We start from the raw sequence: 14323 nt of genomic DNA, 5'->3' as shown, positions 1-14323 counted from the left end.
CGAAAACCTACCTTGTCGGATGATGTCAGTAGCCGCCAGCCGAGCTGATCTACCCTTCCCCGCTCCAGCATCCGCCGATCGCAAAACCCTGACAGCTGTCAGGGTTTTGACCAGCCGACCACAAGTCTAGGCAACCAACTATCCCGTCCTGCGATTGCTATCGCCATCGACCCGAAGCAGCGCCATAAGCGCCGGGCCAAGTGAAAATTCGCCACGTGCTGCCTTGCGTGTCAGGTCCCGCAGATATCCTCCCGGCGAATTGATATGCCCAATTCGCTCAAGGATACAGGCGATCGCCGTGGCTGCATTCTCCGGCCCCATAACCTCACAGGCCTCCTGATAGGCTGACGGGCTGACACCGAGCATTGACCGGACGACGACCGCTGCACCCATCATTTCGCGCCAATTTCCGATCGTACCGCCCGGCCCATATATCGCGATCTCGGGGCAAGCCCGCATCACCATACCAAGCGGAAAATTCCGGATTGGCCCCCGCTTCGGCCGATCATCGTCCACCGCCTTTGCTTCCTGCGCGTTTTCGGAGCATGGTTCAAGTTCATTGGTGGATTCGGTATTTGAATTCTGTATGTGACGTTCATTGTGGTCACCATTGGTGCTATTATTTTCATCTTTTTGCTGCATTTCCAGGATGTTGATGGCCTCCTGCAGCAAGATCTCCATCTCGTCCAAGATTGAATTCACATCACCGAGCGTCGGAGAGCGCGGAATCCTGCCCACGAGACCGATGTAAATCGCTTCGATGTTTTCCCAGTTGCCTGACGCACCTTCCTCGATCGCGGCAGAAATGAGCTTTCGAACGTCGCGCCGGCATATCGTCAAATTTTCCTTCGCCCGGCGGAGGGCGAAACGATCTGCAACGACCTGTTGCGCCATCATGGCAAGCTCATCTGTTCGCATGAGCAACGGTGACAGATCAAAGCCGAATGCGCTATCGATCGCACCCGCCTTGTCCTTCCGGGGGTAGCGCTTTCCGTTCGGGCTGTCCTTCCGCACGATCAGTCCTGCCTCAACGAGAAGGGCCAGATGTCTGCGAAGGGTAGCGCCGGCGATACCGTGGGCTCGCAGCGTCAATTGCGCGTTGGACGGAAAAACGATGAGCTGCGCATCCTGGCGCAATTCCTTGTCTGGATGAAAGCTCAGGAGCGCATCAAGGACGGCCAGGCTGCGATCCTGCAGCCCAAGCAGCTCCCTTGCTTCGGATGCGTCCCGAAAGACTTTCCATTTGTCCGCTGTCTTGCCCGGCTTGATTTTACTCGTCTCGATTTGCCGCTTCACCAGGGCAAGCGTCACCGGCCGCCGCCCAAAGGGCGTCGTCACACTTCCAATCTGCATTTTCTTCACCTTCAAAAAGGCAAAAGAAACCTGCTCACCAAATTACGGTGCCAAAGACTCTTGACTGGGATTCGGGGAAATGCGATTCTCTAGTTGTCACACATTGAGAGAGGCTTCCACGACGGCAACGTTTGGGGGCCTTTTTCTTTTACAGTTCGTCCTTTTTTCATCTCCAAACCCTGACAGCTGTCAGGGTTTCTCTTCTTCTCGCAGGCGGACAAAGCGCTCCGTTAGCGCTGGGAGTTCCGCCTCAACAAACTTCAAAAAGTCGACCCCGAGTGAACCCTCAGCCGAGATTCGAACCTCCTTCGAGGATATCAACAGGGCGCCAAGCTTCGTTCCGCTCTTGTCTGTAATCGGGCTTGGCTCTCTCCGACCAGTCGATACTGGCCTGATGGCGTTCAATGCACGCTGAAACCGTTGATCAGAGGTCTCAGCCGTCTCGCCCTTCCTAACCAGTACCGCCCGCAATGCATCGAGCGCTCCCGTGTCGCCAGCAACCGTCTTGGCAAGGTCGAGCCAACGTGGCCGCCCGATCTTCGGCGCCCGCCCAATGGCCTCGATGATATCCGCGGGAACGATCCTGTAGACATTCCGCATCCGAGCCAGTTCTGCGTCCTCGATCGAAAGCGCAGCGTAGATGTGCCGAGGCTTGATCCCCGCATCGTCCATTCGGGAGGCAAACAGCGCGCGCTCGATCCAGGTGAGGTCTTGGCGACCCGCGTTTTCAATGCCTTGTGCAAGAACCAGGTCGAGGTCGGAAATCTCGACTTCGAGAGCGCGAACAGGCCTGTCAAGCTGCCTAGCAGCGAGCCATCGTCGATGACCGTAGACGATCTGATAGCGACCTGGGGAGGAGGGGTGTTTGCGGACCTGGACGGGAACCTGTTGCCCCTCAGTCTCGATCGACCGTTTGAACGCCTCGAAGCTCGTTGCGTCATCGTCCGGCAGTCTGTCCGGATAAGGGGATGGGTCGATGAGCGACGGATCCAACTCGCGAACCGAACCACCGCCCGACTCCACGATAGCCTTCAAGCGATCTCGCTCTGTTCGAATGTCGTCGATTGCTCGGTGTGCAGCACCGATCACACCTGCTCCGACACGATTTCCGGGAACCGGGGCAGGGGCCTGCGACGGCTGCTGTTGATCCGCAGCCTGATCGCTTTCCAGCTCTGCGGAAAGCAACCCGAAGCTGGCGACAATCGACTTGCGAGGGGATTTGCTCATGTCCGCCCCCAGCTCTCATTGACGAGGCGAACAATCGCCTCGTTCACAGCATCTACCGCCTCGCGGGCACGCTTGTGAGTATCGCGTCCGATCTGTCCCAATTCGAGCTCGTATACCGAGCGTTTCGCCAAGCCGGCTGCTTCAACGGCAGTGCTTTCAATGGCGGTCGGCAATAATACATCGGAGCCGAACAGGTGCCGAAGCATCGCAACGACTTGCGACTGTGGCGCGTCATTGGGGTCGTGTCGTGTAACCAGATACCGGATGAAGTCCTGGTCCAACTGAGCGCCGCTCTCGTTCAGAACACTAATCAGATCACCCATCATGAGAAGGAACTGGCTCATTGACGCGACGTCCAGCATGGCCGGGTGGACCGTAATGATCATGCTAGTCGCGGCGTATATCGCGCTCAAGGTCAGAAAGCCGAGGGACGGCGGAGTGTCGAGAATCACGATGTCGTAGTCCGCCTCGACTTCCAAAAGGGCGAGTTTCAGTCGCTCAAAGAAGATTGCGCCGGAGCTGGACTTGTTCGCCAAGATCCGTGGCGTTTCGTGCTCATACTCCATGACTTCAAGATTGCCAGGAATGAGATCGATGCCATCGAAATATGTCCTGCGAATTATATGGCGGATGGGACGACGCTCGGCGTCATCGTAACGCAAAGCGGCATAGATCGTTTCATTCGACCCGACATCAACTTCTGGCTGAGCACCGAACAAAGCGGACAAGGATGCTTGCGGGTCCAGGTCGAGTGCGAGGACGCGATACCCATGAAGGGCGAGATAGTGGGCAAGGTGGACACAGGTTGTCGTCTTCGCGCTGCCGCCCTTGAAGTTGGCTATCGCAAGAACCTGGAGGTGCTCCCCGGCACGACGACGAGGAAGGAATCGCAAGGCGTCTGCAGGTTTCTGCATCGCGAACAATTCACGCAGTTCATTGATCTGGTCCAGCGTGTAGACGCGATGGTTATTTTCCAGCCTACTGGGAATCGGCCCACGTCCTTCAGTGGACATGAGCTTCAGGGTGGAATCGGGTATAGACGTCAGCTTCGACACTTCGTTGGTCAGAAAGGGACGCAGGGTCTTTTCCGATTTTGGCGGATACATACGAGTTCTAAGCTGCTGCAATTGCCCGGACAGAAGCCCGGCATGGCGCATGATTTTGCTGCCGGCATCTTCCTTCGAGCCAACACTTGCTTCTACTCGGTTTGCTATCGCCATCTGTCCCTCTTGGCGGCTTTTCGCCGGTTTACCGGCCATTGCCCGCTAAAAATAGAACACGATTCTCCGAACTGGTCCAGAGGTTTAGGGTTAACAAAAGGTTAACGACCGGGGACAATCTGAATAAGGCTGTTCGGATTTTTGCTTTCCCGCTCCGGGAGTTAGCCTCAAATGCCCGGCTCCCTGATCCCGGAATGTTCTCCTGTGAATCCTACAAATCCGAACAGTGTAGCAGCAAGTAGATTAGGCGGTTCTGTAGCGCCACACCCCTCATGAGCCGCGACTCACCTCGCTACGCGCATGTTGAATCCTACAACTGCCCTCCGATTCCAAACTGTGCTGATTTCCCGCCGACCAACAACGACGGAGAAAGATCATGCGGGCTCTCGCGCTCTCAACACCCCGGACGATCCAAGAGGCGCATCTCCTACACATCCACTATCAGCTTCGTGCTCGGGTCTTTTCCGATCGCCTGGGTTGGGAAGTCGATGTAACGGCGGGGTGCGAGTCCGATCGTTTCGACGCGCTTCGGCCGACCTATATTCTCGCCATCGCAGAGACCGGCGAATTGGCGGGGTGCGCAAGGCTTCTTCCTGCGCTCGGACCGACAATGGTGGCCGACGTTTTCCCGTCGCTGCTCCCGGACGGCCAACTCAAGGGGCATGCCGCGATGATCGAGAGTTCTCGCTTCTGTGTCGACACGGCTCTCGCGGAGGGGAGGGGCGCCGGCTCGGTCCATGAAGCGACGCTGACCATGTTCGCTGGCATCATCGAATGGTGCATGGCAAATGGGTACACTGAGATTGTTACGGTGACCGATCTTCGGTTTGAGCGCATCCTCGCCCACGTGGGATGGCCGCTGCAGCGTTTAGGCGAACCCAAGAAAATCGGCGTGACGACGGCCGTAGCGGGCACGCTGGCCGCCAATGCGGCCACGTTCCTCAGGCTTCGCCCCTCCAACTACCGTTCTGAACTCGCCCCCTGTCAGCCAGGCAGCGTAAGGAGAAATCCGTGAACCAGCTTCGCTCTCACCCTCGGCTCGTCCGCAAACTTCAGGAGGCGCTCGGCGACCAGCTTTGTGTTGCCCTGGACGACGCGAACGTCGTCGAGATCATGCTTAATCCGGACGGAAAGTTGTTCATCGAACGGCTCGGTCACGGCGTTACGCCCGCCGGCCAGATGTCGTCGGCTGCAGCGGAGATGGTGATCGGTACAGTGGCGCACGCGCTTCAGTCAGAGGTCGACACGGAACAACCGATCATCTCCGGCGAGCTGCCAATCGGTGGCCACCGCTTCGAGGGTCTATTGCCCCCGGTTGTCACCAAGCCCGCCTTCACAATTCGTCGCCGGGCGTCGCGCCTCATTCCCCTCCAGGACTATATTTGCGCCGGCGTGATGACAGAATGCCAAGCCGCAACGATCCGCAGTGCCATTTCCTCGAGGCTGAACATCATCATTTCCGGAGGAACAGGCTCAGGCAAGACGACGCTAGCGAACGCGGTCATCCACGAGATCGTCAAATCTGCGCCCCAGGATCGTCTCGTGATTCTTGAGGATACCGCGGAGATCCAATGCGCGGCCGAAAACGCCGTTCTCCTCCATACCAGCGATACGATCGACATGGCCCGGCTCCTGAAGAGCACCATGCGCTTGCGCCCCGACCGGATCGTCGTTGGCGAAGTTCGCGACGGAGCGGCCCTCACGTTGCTCAAGGCCTGGAATACCGGTCACCCGGGCGGCGTGGCGACCATTCACTCCAATACCGCCATGTCGGCACTCCGTCGCCTTGAACAGCTGACCGCCGAAGCAAGCCAGCAGCCGATGCACGAGGTGATTGGAGAGGCCGTCGACCTGGTCATTTCGATTGAGCGGACGCCGCGCGGGCGAATTGTTCGCGACATTATCCAAGTCGAGCGGTTCATCAACGGACAGTACGAGATCGAATCCGATCAGCTCACCGAAGAACAGGAGGCGCGCCATGTCGCGTAAGCATACCCTCATCGCCGCCGCGCTCGTTGCGGCGCCAATCGTTCTTGCCTCTGTCGCGCCGGCGCTCGCCAGTTCCGGCGGCAGCCTCCCATGGGAAGGGCCACTGCAGCAGATTCAGGAGTCGATCACCGGCCCGGTCGCGGGTGCGATCGCGCTTGCAGCCGTGGCCATTGCCGGCGGCATGCTCATCTTCGGCGGCGAGCTCAACGATTTCGCGCGGCGACTTGTGTATGTCGTTCTTGTCGCCGGCATCCTGCTCGGCGCCACCAACATTGTCGGCCTGTTCGGTGCGACCGGCGCTTCGATCGGGCTGACAAACGAGCAGATCTACTTAATTGGTACGAACGGAGGAGGGGAGGGAGATCATGGCTGAGTCCCTGTCCGGCCTGCGGCGTAACCGCATCCATCGCGCGCTCTCCCGCCCGAACCTACTGATGGGCGCCGATCGGGAGCTGGTCCTGATCACCGGTCTTGCAGCCGTGATCCTGATCTTCGTCGTGCTTACGGCCTATTCGGCGATCTTCGGCGTTGCTGTCTGGGTCGTGATCGTCGGGCTGCTCAAGATGATGGCGAAGTCCGACCCACTGATGCGGCAAGTCTATATCAGGCACATTTCCTACGAGCCCTACTACAAGGCGACCACCTCGCCGTGGCGACGGTACTGAGGAGGCGGCCATGGTAGCTCTCAAACCGTTCCGCGTGACCGGCCCTTCCTTCGCCGATCTCGTTCCTTATGCCGGTCTGATCGACGATGGTGTCCTCCTCTTGAAGGACGGAAGCCTGATGGCCGGCTGGTACTTCGCTGGCCCGGACTCCGAAAGCGCGACTGACCTCGAGCGCAACGAGCTGTCGAGGCAGATCAATGCCGTTCTGTCGCGGCTCGGAAGCGGCTGGATGATCCAGGTCGAGGCCATCCGTATTCCGACAGTCGACTATCCATCCAAGGACCGTTGCCATTTCCCCGACCCGGTGACCCGCGCGATCGATGCTGAGCGTCGGGCGCATTTCGCGCGCGAGCAAGGACATTTCGAGAGCAAGCATGCGTTGATCCTTACCTACCGGCCGCTTGAGTCCAAGAAGACTGCTCTCAGCAAATACATCTATTCGGACGAGGAAAGCAGAAAAAAATCCTACGCGGACACGGTGCTCTTCGTGTTCAAGAACGCAGTGCGCGAGCTTGAGCAGTATTTTGCCAACTCTCTTTCGATCCGGCGAATGGAAACCCGCGAAACGTTTGAAAGGGGAGGGGAACGAATTGCCCGATATGACGAGCTGCTGCAGTTCGCCCGATTCTGCACCACCGGGGAAAGCCACCCAATCCGGCTTCCCGATGTTCCCATGTACCTCGATTGGATCGCGACTGCCGAGCTTGAGCACGGGCTGACGCCGAAGGTTGAGAACCGTTTCCTCGGCGTGGTTGCCATCGACGGCCTGCCGGCCGAAAGCTGGCCAGGTATCCTGAACAGCCTTGATCTGATGCCTCTGACCTATCGGTGGTCGTCACGTTTCATCTTTCTCGATGCCGAAGAGGCCCGACAGAAGCTCGAAAGCACACGCAAGAAATGGCAGCAGAAAGTCCGGCCGTTCTTTGAACAGATATTCCAGACACAAAGTCGATCCGTCGACCAGGACGCGATGACCATGGTGGTCGAGACTCAGGATGCGATCGCGCAGGCCTCGTCGCGACTGGTAGCCTATGGCTATTACACGCCGGTCGTCGTTTTGTTCGACATTGATCGCGAGGCACTGCAGGAGAAGGCCGAAGCGATCCGGCGGCTAATTCAGGCGGAAGGTTTCGGGGCGCGCATCGAGACGCTCAACGCCACCGACGCCTATCTCGGCAGCTTGCCAGGCAACTGGTATTGCAACATCCGTGAGCCGCTGATCAACACCAGCAATCTCGCCGACTTGATTCCGCTGAACTCGGTCTGGTCCGGAAACCCGGTCGCGCCATGCCCCTTTTACCCACCGAATTCGCCGCCCTTGATGCAGGTTGCTAGCGGCTCGACAGCGTTTCGTCTGAACCTGCACGTCGATGATGTCGGCCACACGCTGATTTTCGGTCCGACCGGTTCTGGCAAGTCGACGTTGCTCGCCCTGATCGCCGCGCAGTTTCGTCGCTACGAAAATGCGCAGATCTTCGCCTTTGACAAAGGCAGTTCACTTCTGCCCCTGACGCTCGCAGCCGGCGGCGACCACTATGAGATCGGCGGCGACAATGCGGAAGAGGGGAGGGCATTGGCCTTCTGCCCACTCTCCGAACTCAAAAGTGATGCCGACCGGGCTTGGGCGACGGAATGGATCGAGATGCTGGTCGGCCTGCAGGGCGTCACCATCACTCCCGATCATCGTAACGCCATATCTCGGCAAGTCGGCCTGATGGCGAGCGCCTCTGGTCGCTCGCTCTCGGATTTCGTCAGCGGCGTGCAGCTGCGCGAGATCAAGGACGCGTTGCACCACTACACCGTCGATGGTCCCATGGGCCAACTCCTCGATGCGGAAGAGGATGGCCTCACACTCGGTGCCTTTCAGACCTTTGAGATCGAGCAGTTGATGAACATGGGCGAGCGCAATCTCGTGCCGGTGCTGACCTATCTGTTCCGCCGGATCGAGAAACGCTTGGATGGGTCGCCGAGCCTGATCGTGCTCGACGAGGCCTGGCTGATGCTCGGCCATCCGGTATTCCGCGACAAGATTCGCGAGTGGCTGAAGGTGCTGCGTAAGGCCAACTGCGCAGTGGTCCTTGCGACCCAATCGATCTCGGACGCTGAGCGGTCCGGGATTATCGACGTCCTGAAGGAATCCTGCCCGACCAAGATTTGCCTTCCGAACGGCGCCGCTCGCGAGTCGGGAACGCGCGAATTCTACGAGCGCATCGGCTTCAACGAGCGGCAGATCGAAATCGTCGCAACCGCCACTCCGAAGCGCGAGTACTACGTTGCCACGCCGGAAGGCCGGCGGCTCTTTGACATGTCGCTTGGGCCAGTCGCCCTGAGCTTTGTCGGCGCATCGGGCAAGGAGGACCTAAAACGCATCCGCGCACTGAAATCCGAAAATGGTCACGACTGGCCAATCCACTGGCTTGAAACGAGAGGGGTTCACGATGCCGCACCGCTACTCAAATAGATGGCTCGCCTGCTTGGCGGCCGCCGCGCTCACGATCGGAGCTGCAGGCTCAGTGCAAGCCGGTACAGCCACCGGCGCTGCGACGGAATGGACGCAGCTCGCCAACAATGCGCAGCTCGTGGACCTCATGAAAAGCTCCGGCATCCAGGTCGACAATCAGCTGACTCAGATCAGCCAGCTTGCAGAGCAGATCGAGAACCAGCTGAAGATCTACGAGAACATGCTTCAAAACACTGCGCAGCTTCCTGACCATGTCTGGGGTCAGGTCGAAAGCGATCTCAACCAGCTGCGCAGCATCGTCGACCAGGGACAGGGCATCGCCTTTTCGATGGGCAACGCCGACGATGTTCTTCAGCAGCGCTTTCAGAGCTATGCCGATCTCAAGACGAATTTGCCTGATAACGCGACGTTCTCCTCGACCTACCAGTCCTGGTCGGACACCAACCGCGACACGATCGGCAGCTCACTGAAGGCTGCGAGCCTGACGGCCGAGCAGTTCGATAGCGAGGAAGATACGATGTCGTCGCTTCGTTCCATGTCCGATTCGGCAGACGGACAGATGAAGGCACTGCAGGTCGGCCACGGGATCGCCGCCCAGCAAGTCGCACAAATGCAGAAGCTGCGCGGGCTCGTCTCGGAGCAGATGACGATGATGGGAACCTGGCTGCAGACGGAACAAACGGACAAGGATCTGGCACAGGCTAGGCGCGAAAAATTCTTCAGTGCGACGGCTCCTTCCACTTCAGGCGGCGAGAAGATGAAGGTGGAATGGTGAGAACGAACGCAACTCTCATCGCGATTGCAACGATCGTGGCCGCGGCAAGCGCCGGCATCTGGTTTTTGATCTCCGAGAAGCAGGAGGCTCAGGAACGCAGCGCGAAGTTCTTCGGCTCGTCGAGCGATCACCCCACATCTGGCGGCGAAAAGATGAAAGTCGAATGGTGACAGGATGACAGCTACAACGAAACTCCGTCAGCTACAGGCCGCCATGCTCCTGGCCGCCTTCGCAGCGGTCGCGGCCCAGCCGGCGCTGGCGCAAGAGGGGTCAGTATTGACATCGCTCCAGAGCCAGATCACGACCGCAGCGAAGGGGTGGGAAACCACCGTTATGGACGCTGCGAGATCTTTGTTCTGGATCCTCGCAACGATCGAGATCGGTATTGCCGCCGTCTGGCTGGCAATCCAGTCCGCCTCTCTGGATAGCTGGTTCGCCGAACTGGTTCGGCGGATCTTGTTCGTTGGGTTCTTTGCGTTCGTGCTCGCGCAAGGACCGACCTTCGCCAAGGCGGTCGTGGATAGTCTCTTCCAAATTGGCGCAGGGGGAGGGACGGCGTCGCCAGCTGACGTATTCAACGCCGGTCTCGCAGTTGCAACGAAGATGTCTGAGAAGGTTCAGTTCGGTCTCTTCGAGGACAATGCCCTGGCAATCTCAGCCGCATTCGCGATGGTCGTGACGGTCATCGCGTTTTCCCTTGTCGCCGCGATTTTTGTGTCGGTCATGGTCGAGATGTATATCGGCCTGCTTGCCGGCATGATTATGCTTGGCCTTGGTGGATCGTCCTTTACCAAGGATTTTGCGATTCGCTATTTGGTCTATGCTTTCTCCGTCGGTATGAAGCTCATGGCGCTCGTCATGATCTCCCGCATCGGCTCCGAAGTGCTAATCGGCCTCGCCAACCAGCCCGATATCGGTGACCAGTTTCAAACCGCTCTCGCCATCGCTGGAATTGCCGTCGTTGTCTTCATTATCGCGATGTATGTCCCGAACATCATGCAGGGCGTTGTGCAGGGCGCATCCGTCTCCGGTGGTATGGAGGCAATCCGACACGGTGGGCAAGCGGCGTCTTTCGCAGCTGGTGCTGGCTTCCTCGCCGCCGGCGCTGCCGGCGCGGGGTTTGCGGCGGCTCAAGCCGCACGAGCTGGCGGTTCATCCGCTGCAGGTGCTGCTCTTCGCGGCGTGGGCGCGAGCTTCACTTCCGGCGCACAGGCTGCGGGATCAGCCGCGAAGGAAAAAGCGATCGGTTCTCCCGGCGCCTATGCGGGGTCCATTCTTGGATTGGCCAACGCGAAGCTCGATGAACAGCGTGGCGGTCATAGCGGACCAAAACCTCTTCCTGAACGCAACGACAAACCATAATCGAAACAAGGGAAGAACAAATGGCCGCAAACCGCGCTCCGGAAAACCCGTATCTTGCCGCTCGCCAGGAATGGAGCGAACGCTATGGCTCCTATGTGAAGGCCGCAGCCGCATGGCGCATTGTTGGTGTCCTCGGTCTGGTTATGGCCGTCATCGGCTTTAGCTACGCGATGTATCTGAGCACGCAAGTGAGGCTGGTGCCCTACGTCGTCGAGGTCGACAAGCTCGGAACCGCAGTCACGGCAGGTTTCCCCGAGCAGATCGAGTATGCCGATGTCCGCGTGGTGCGCGCCACTCTCGGCAACTTCGTCACAAGCTTTCGCTCGATCACGCCGGATGCGGTGGTGCAGAAGCAATACATCGACCGCACCTACGCCCTTCTTCGCACGTCCGATCCGTCGACGGAGAAGGTCAACGCCTGGTTTCGGGGCAATTCTCCGTTCGAGAAGGCGAAGTCTTCGACAGTTGCCATCGAGGTCAACAACATCGTGGCGCTTTCGAACCAGACCTATCAGATCGACTGGACGGAATACGAGCGGGACCGCAAGGGCAAGGAAACCGGCACGCGTCGGTTTCGCGGGATCGCAACGGTGACGCTCACCGCGCCACAGGATGAGGCGACGATCCGCCTCAATCCGATCGGCCTCTACGTCCGAGATTTCGACTGGACGGCACAGCTTTAACGGCAGGGATTCCTTCAATGAAAAAATCGGGATTGATCGCAGCCGCCGGCTGCATGGCTGGACTCTTGCTTGCGGCGGGCGCGCAGGCGCAAAGCATGACGAGCAACGAGGTGAAAGGAACAAATCTTTCCAGAAAGTGGCGCGGCACGCCTGGACTGGTCACGACTGGTCCGGACGGAAAGGTCACTTTTCTGTTCGGCGAGACCCAGCCGTCCGTCGTCTGCTCTCCTCTACAGGTCTGCGACATCGAACTTCAGGGTGGCGAGATCGTTCGCGACGTCCTCGTCGGCGACACCGTGCGCTGGAAGGTAGAGCCGGCCACTTCGGGGGCCACAAGCGGACAGGCGATCCATCTCATCGTCAAACCGTCGGAGCCGGGCCTTCTCACCTCAATGGTCGTGACGACATCGCGGCGCACCTATCATATCCAGCTCAAGTCCCATCCGAGCCAGTACATCGCGCGCATTGGTTTCGAATATCCGGAAGACGTGCCGACCAAGCTCGCCGACATCAACGCCCGTCTCGAGACGGGCGGCATTCCAGGCACCGCGCCAGACAAGCTGAACTTTTCCTATTCAATCAGCGGCGACGCCTCGTGGAGGCCGAAACGGGTCTATTCGGACGGGGTGAAGACCTACATCCAGTTCCCGAGGTCGATCTCTGGCCAGGACGCGCCAGTGCTCTTCGTCGTCTCCGGCGGTCAAAATCGCATCGTCAACTACCGGATGAAGAACGACATGATGACCGTCGACTATACGATCGACAAGGCGATCCTCGTTTCCGGTGTCGGTTGGCGGCAGCAGAAAATCACGATCCGGCGGGGAGGCTGAACCATGCGGAAGCTATTCGCATTCTTCATCGCGGCCACGTCGCTCTCCGGTTGCCAAACAGCGGAAGACGCATTGCCCACAAGTTCCGCTCCTGTGGCCGCCGCCGGACCGGCTGCGAGCGCCATCGCCGGCGACATGGCAAGCCGCTTGGCTGAGCAGATCGGCCCGGCTGGCGGTACGACCACGATTGCAATGGAAAACGATAAGTCGGAATTCGCGACTGCCCTCGAAGCAGCCCTGAAAGGATGGGGCTATAGGGTCGTCACGGACGGCAAGGTCGCTAAGGACGCTAAGCCCGTCGAGCTTGCTTATGCGATCGAGGGCTTCGACGGACAAATTCTGGCACGGGTCTCAACCTCGTCAATCGCTCTGAGCCGAGCTTATACGCCGACCGCGGCCGGCGCAGCGCCGACCAGTCCGCTTTCGATCATGCAGCGCAACTGACGGAGACTAACATGGCCCAGTCGCTCCAACTCGGCACGTCCAGCCAAGCAGACGAACAGAATGGCATGCGCCGGCTCAACCGCTTGCCGATCATCATAGCAATTATTGTCGTCGTGGTTTTTATCGGCGTTGTTGTGATTGGTCTGTCACTGCGCGGACTATCTTTCAATCGTGGAAACATGGACGATGCTTCTAACAATCCGGCAACGAGTTTCGGGGATCAACTCAAGCGGGGCGTCACCGATGGCATTATCGGTGAGCCGGAAAAACAGGAGGTGTTCCAGCCGACACCTGTCGTAGTGGAAAGAACGGAGAAGCAGGAACCGGTCACTGAGCGCCAACCAATTGAGCGACCAGACCGTCGGCGAATGCTTGAATCCGAGGAGGAGTGGAAGGCTCGCCTGAAGCGAGAGCAGGATGAACAATATATGCGCGAGGCGCAGCGCCAACGCATGGCCCGCCTTCAGGCTCGTGCCACGGCGCTCGATTCGCCGCTGAAGGTTGACATTTCCGATGTCGAGAAGACTGCAATCTCCACCAATGACACCAGCCGTCAGCCGACAAATGTCGCAGCAAACAGTGCATCAGACCTTTATGCCGCCGCCATGAAATCCGGCCTGATGGGACAGAACTTCGATCAGAACGGGCAGACCTCGAAAGAGGATTTTTTCAATCAGGATATCAAGGATCTCGGCTACTTGCCAAACCAGGTCGTGCCGCAGATTTCCCCTTACGAATTGAAACGCGGCTCGGTCATTCCCGCCACCTTGATCACCGGCCTCAATTCAGATTTGCCAGGGCGCATTACCGCTCAGGTCAGCCAAAATGTCTTCGACAGCGCGACCGGCTACCGCCTTCTCATCCCGCAGGGTGCAAAGCTGTTCGGTCGCTACGATTCCAAGGTGTCCTTCGGCCAGGAACGGGTTCTCGTCGTCTGGACGGACCTCATTTTCCCGAATGGGTCTACCCTGCAGATCGGCGGCATGGCTGGCACGGACGCGGAAGGATATGGGGGCTTCAAGGATAAGGTCGACCGCCATCTCTGGAGGACTTTCGGTTCGGCGGCGCTGGTGGCAATCATCGGGACGGGTATCGATATGTCGATGCCTGAGAGTTCGACGCTCGCTACGCAGGACACGGCCTCGGATGCAGCACGACGTAATTTTGCCGAATCATTCGGCCGGGTAGCGGAAGAGTCGATCTCGAAGAATCTGAACGTTCAGTCGACGATTCACATCCGACCGGGCTACAAGTTCAACGTCCTGGTCGATCAAGATATTGCTTTTCCGTCTGTGCATATCGGCCGCTAACTAG

General features: G+C 58.8%; 15 protein-coding genes. 12 read left to right on the top strand and 3 right to left on the bottom strand.

The genetic code is table 11. The annotated features are described in order from the left end of the window. Positions 1-138: 138 nt before the first annotated feature. The 3 genes from repC to repA form a co-directional block, all read right to left on the bottom strand. Complete coding sequence (repC, locus tag ELH03_RS33755; RefSeq protein ID WP_130806927.1) at positions 139-1353, bottom strand: plasmid replication protein RepC; 1215 nt, start codon at positions 1351-1353, stop codon at positions 139-141. A gap of 189 nt (positions 1354-1542) precedes the next feature. Beyond that, on the bottom strand, positions 1543-2580 hold the full coding sequence (gene repB, locus ELH03_RS33750) for a plasmid partitioning protein RepB (protein WP_130657451.1): 1038 nt from the start codon (positions 2578-2580) through the stop codon (positions 1543-1545). Beyond that, complete coding sequence (repA, locus tag ELH03_RS33745; RefSeq protein ID WP_065276670.1) at positions 2577-3800, bottom strand: plasmid partitioning protein RepA; 1224 nt, start codon at positions 3798-3800, stop codon at positions 2577-2579. Before repA ends, repB begins: the two co-directional genes overlap by 4 nt. A 376-nt stretch (positions 3801-4176) precedes the next feature. Between repA and traI the strand changes: the two genes are divergently transcribed. The 12 genes from traI to trbI are packed head-to-tail and all read left to right on the top strand — an operon-like array spanning position 4177 to position 14319. Further along, positions 4177-4815 carry an acyl-homoserine-lactone synthase gene (traI, locus tag ELH03_RS33740; protein WP_130654277.1) on the top strand — a complete coding sequence of 213 codons (639 nt, stop codon included), beginning with the start codon at positions 4177-4179 and terminating at the stop codon, positions 4813-4815. After that, the gene (trbB, locus tag ELH03_RS33735; RefSeq protein WP_130654278.1) at positions 4812-5789 is read left to right on the top strand and encodes a P-type conjugative transfer ATPase TrbB; all 978 of its coding nucleotides are present in this window, start codon (positions 4812-4814) and stop codon (positions 5787-5789) included. Before traI ends, trbB begins: the two co-directional genes overlap by 4 nt. Further along, positions 5779-6162, top strand: coding sequence for a TrbC/VirB2 family protein (locus tag ELH03_RS33730; RefSeq protein ID WP_065276633.1), 384 nt, complete (start codon positions 5779-5781; stop codon positions 6160-6162). The genes trbB and ELH03_RS33730 overlap by 11 nt, the downstream gene beginning before the upstream one ends. Next, complete coding sequence (locus ELH03_RS33725) at positions 6155-6454, top strand: conjugal transfer protein TrbD (RefSeq protein WP_130654279.1); 300 nt, start codon at positions 6155-6157, stop codon at positions 6452-6454. The genes ELH03_RS33730 and ELH03_RS33725 overlap by 8 nt, the downstream gene beginning before the upstream one ends. 10 nt (positions 6455-6464) lie before the next feature. Further along, positions 6465-8915: a conjugal transfer protein TrbE gene (locus ELH03_RS33720; protein WP_130806925.1), complete on the top strand. Its 2451-nt coding sequence runs from the start codon at positions 6465-6467 to the stop codon at positions 8913-8915. Further along, a complete protein-coding gene (gene trbJ, locus ELH03_RS33715) occupies positions 8893-9690 on the top strand; it encodes a P-type conjugative transfer protein TrbJ (RefSeq protein ID WP_130654281.1) in 798 nt (265 codons plus the stop codon). The genes ELH03_RS33720 and trbJ overlap by 23 nt, the downstream gene beginning before the upstream one ends. Beyond that, the gene (trbK, locus tag ELH03_RS33710; protein WP_130654282.1) at positions 9684-9860 is read left to right on the top strand and encodes an entry exclusion protein TrbK; all 177 of its coding nucleotides are present in this window, start codon (positions 9684-9686) and stop codon (positions 9858-9860) included. Before trbJ ends, trbK begins: the two co-directional genes overlap by 7 nt. Before the next feature lie 4 nt (positions 9861-9864). Further along, complete coding sequence (trbL, locus tag ELH03_RS33705) at positions 9865-11052, top strand: P-type conjugative transfer protein TrbL (RefSeq protein ID WP_130654283.1); 1188 nt, start codon at positions 9865-9867, stop codon at positions 11050-11052. Between the two features lie 20 nt (positions 11053-11072). Continuing rightward, positions 11073-11735, top strand: coding sequence for a conjugal transfer protein TrbF (locus tag ELH03_RS33700; protein WP_130654284.1), 663 nt, complete (start codon positions 11073-11075; stop codon positions 11733-11735). A 17-nt stretch (positions 11736-11752) separates the two neighbouring features. Then, positions 11753-12565 (top strand): P-type conjugative transfer protein TrbG, encoded by an 813-nt coding sequence (gene trbG / locus ELH03_RS33695; RefSeq protein ID WP_130654285.1) that lies wholly within the window; start codon positions 11753-11755, stop codon positions 12563-12565. A 3-nt stretch (positions 12566-12568) separates the two neighbouring features. Then, a complete protein-coding gene (gene trbH / locus ELH03_RS33690; protein ID WP_130654286.1) occupies positions 12569-13009 on the top strand; it encodes a conjugal transfer protein TrbH in 441 nt (146 codons plus the stop codon). Positions 13010-13020: 11 nt separating this feature from the next. Then, entirely contained in the window at positions 13021-14319 is a 1299-nt protein-coding gene (trbI, locus tag ELH03_RS33685) for an IncP-type conjugal transfer protein TrbI (protein WP_130654287.1), read from the top strand. Positions 14320-14323: the final 4 nt, after the last annotated feature.

Origin of the sequence: Rhizobium beringeri, from assembly GCF_004306515.1 — a bacterium.
In the GTDB taxonomy this organism is placed as follows: Bacteria; Pseudomonadota; Alphaproteobacteria; order Rhizobiales; family Rhizobiaceae; genus Rhizobium; species Rhizobium beringeri.
The sequence above is the reverse complement of the archived record's forward strand: the minus strand, read 5'-3'. Positions and strand labels throughout refer to the sequence as shown.

Excerpts from the sequence above, each read along its gene's own strand:
- trbH (WP_130654286.1), top strand. The coding sequence starts at position 12,569 with ATGCGGAAGCTATTCGCATTCTTCATCGCGGCCACGTCGCTCTCCGGT.
- ELH03_RS33730 (WP_065276633.1), top strand. The coding sequence starts at position 5,779 with ATGTCGCGTAAGCATACCCTCATCGCCGCCGCGCTCGTTGCGGCGCCA.
- trbI (WP_130654287.1), top strand. The coding sequence starts at position 13,021 with ATGGCCCAGTCGCTCCAACTCGGCACGTCCAGCCAAGCAGACGAACAG.
- trbG (WP_130654285.1), top strand. The coding sequence starts at position 11,753 with ATGAAAAAATCGGGATTGATCGCAGCCGCCGGCTGCATGGCTGGACTC.
- ELH03_RS33700 (WP_130654284.1), top strand. The coding sequence starts at position 11,073 with ATGGCCGCAAACCGCGCTCCGGAAAACCCGTATCTTGCCGCTCGCCAG.
- repA (WP_065276670.1), bottom strand. The coding sequence starts at position 3,800 with ATGGCGATAGCAAACCGAGTAGAAGCAAGTGTTGGCTCGAAGGAAGAT.
- ELH03_RS33725 (WP_130654279.1), top strand. The coding sequence starts at position 6,155 with ATGGCTGAGTCCCTGTCCGGCCTGCGGCGTAACCGCATCCATCGCGCG.
- ELH03_RS33720 (WP_130806925.1), top strand. The coding sequence starts at position 6,465 with ATGGTAGCTCTCAAACCGTTCCGCGTGACCGGCCCTTCCTTCGCCGAT.
- traI (WP_130654277.1), top strand. The coding sequence starts at position 4,177 with ATGCGGGCTCTCGCGCTCTCAACACCCCGGACGATCCAAGAGGCGCAT.
- trbL (WP_130654283.1), top strand. The coding sequence starts at position 9,865 with ATGACAGCTACAACGAAACTCCGTCAGCTACAGGCCGCCATGCTCCTG.
- repB (WP_130657451.1), bottom strand. The coding sequence starts at position 2,580 with ATGAGCAAATCCCCTCGCAAGTCGATTGTCGCCAGCTTCGGGTTGCTT.
- repC (WP_130806927.1), bottom strand. The coding sequence starts at position 1,353 with ATGCAGATTGGAAGTGTGACGACGCCCTTTGGGCGGCGGCCGGTGACG.
- trbJ (WP_130654281.1), top strand. The coding sequence starts at position 8,893 with ATGCCGCACCGCTACTCAAATAGATGGCTCGCCTGCTTGGCGGCCGCC.
- trbK (WP_130654282.1), top strand. The coding sequence starts at position 9,684 with ATGGTGAGAACGAACGCAACTCTCATCGCGATTGCAACGATCGTGGCC.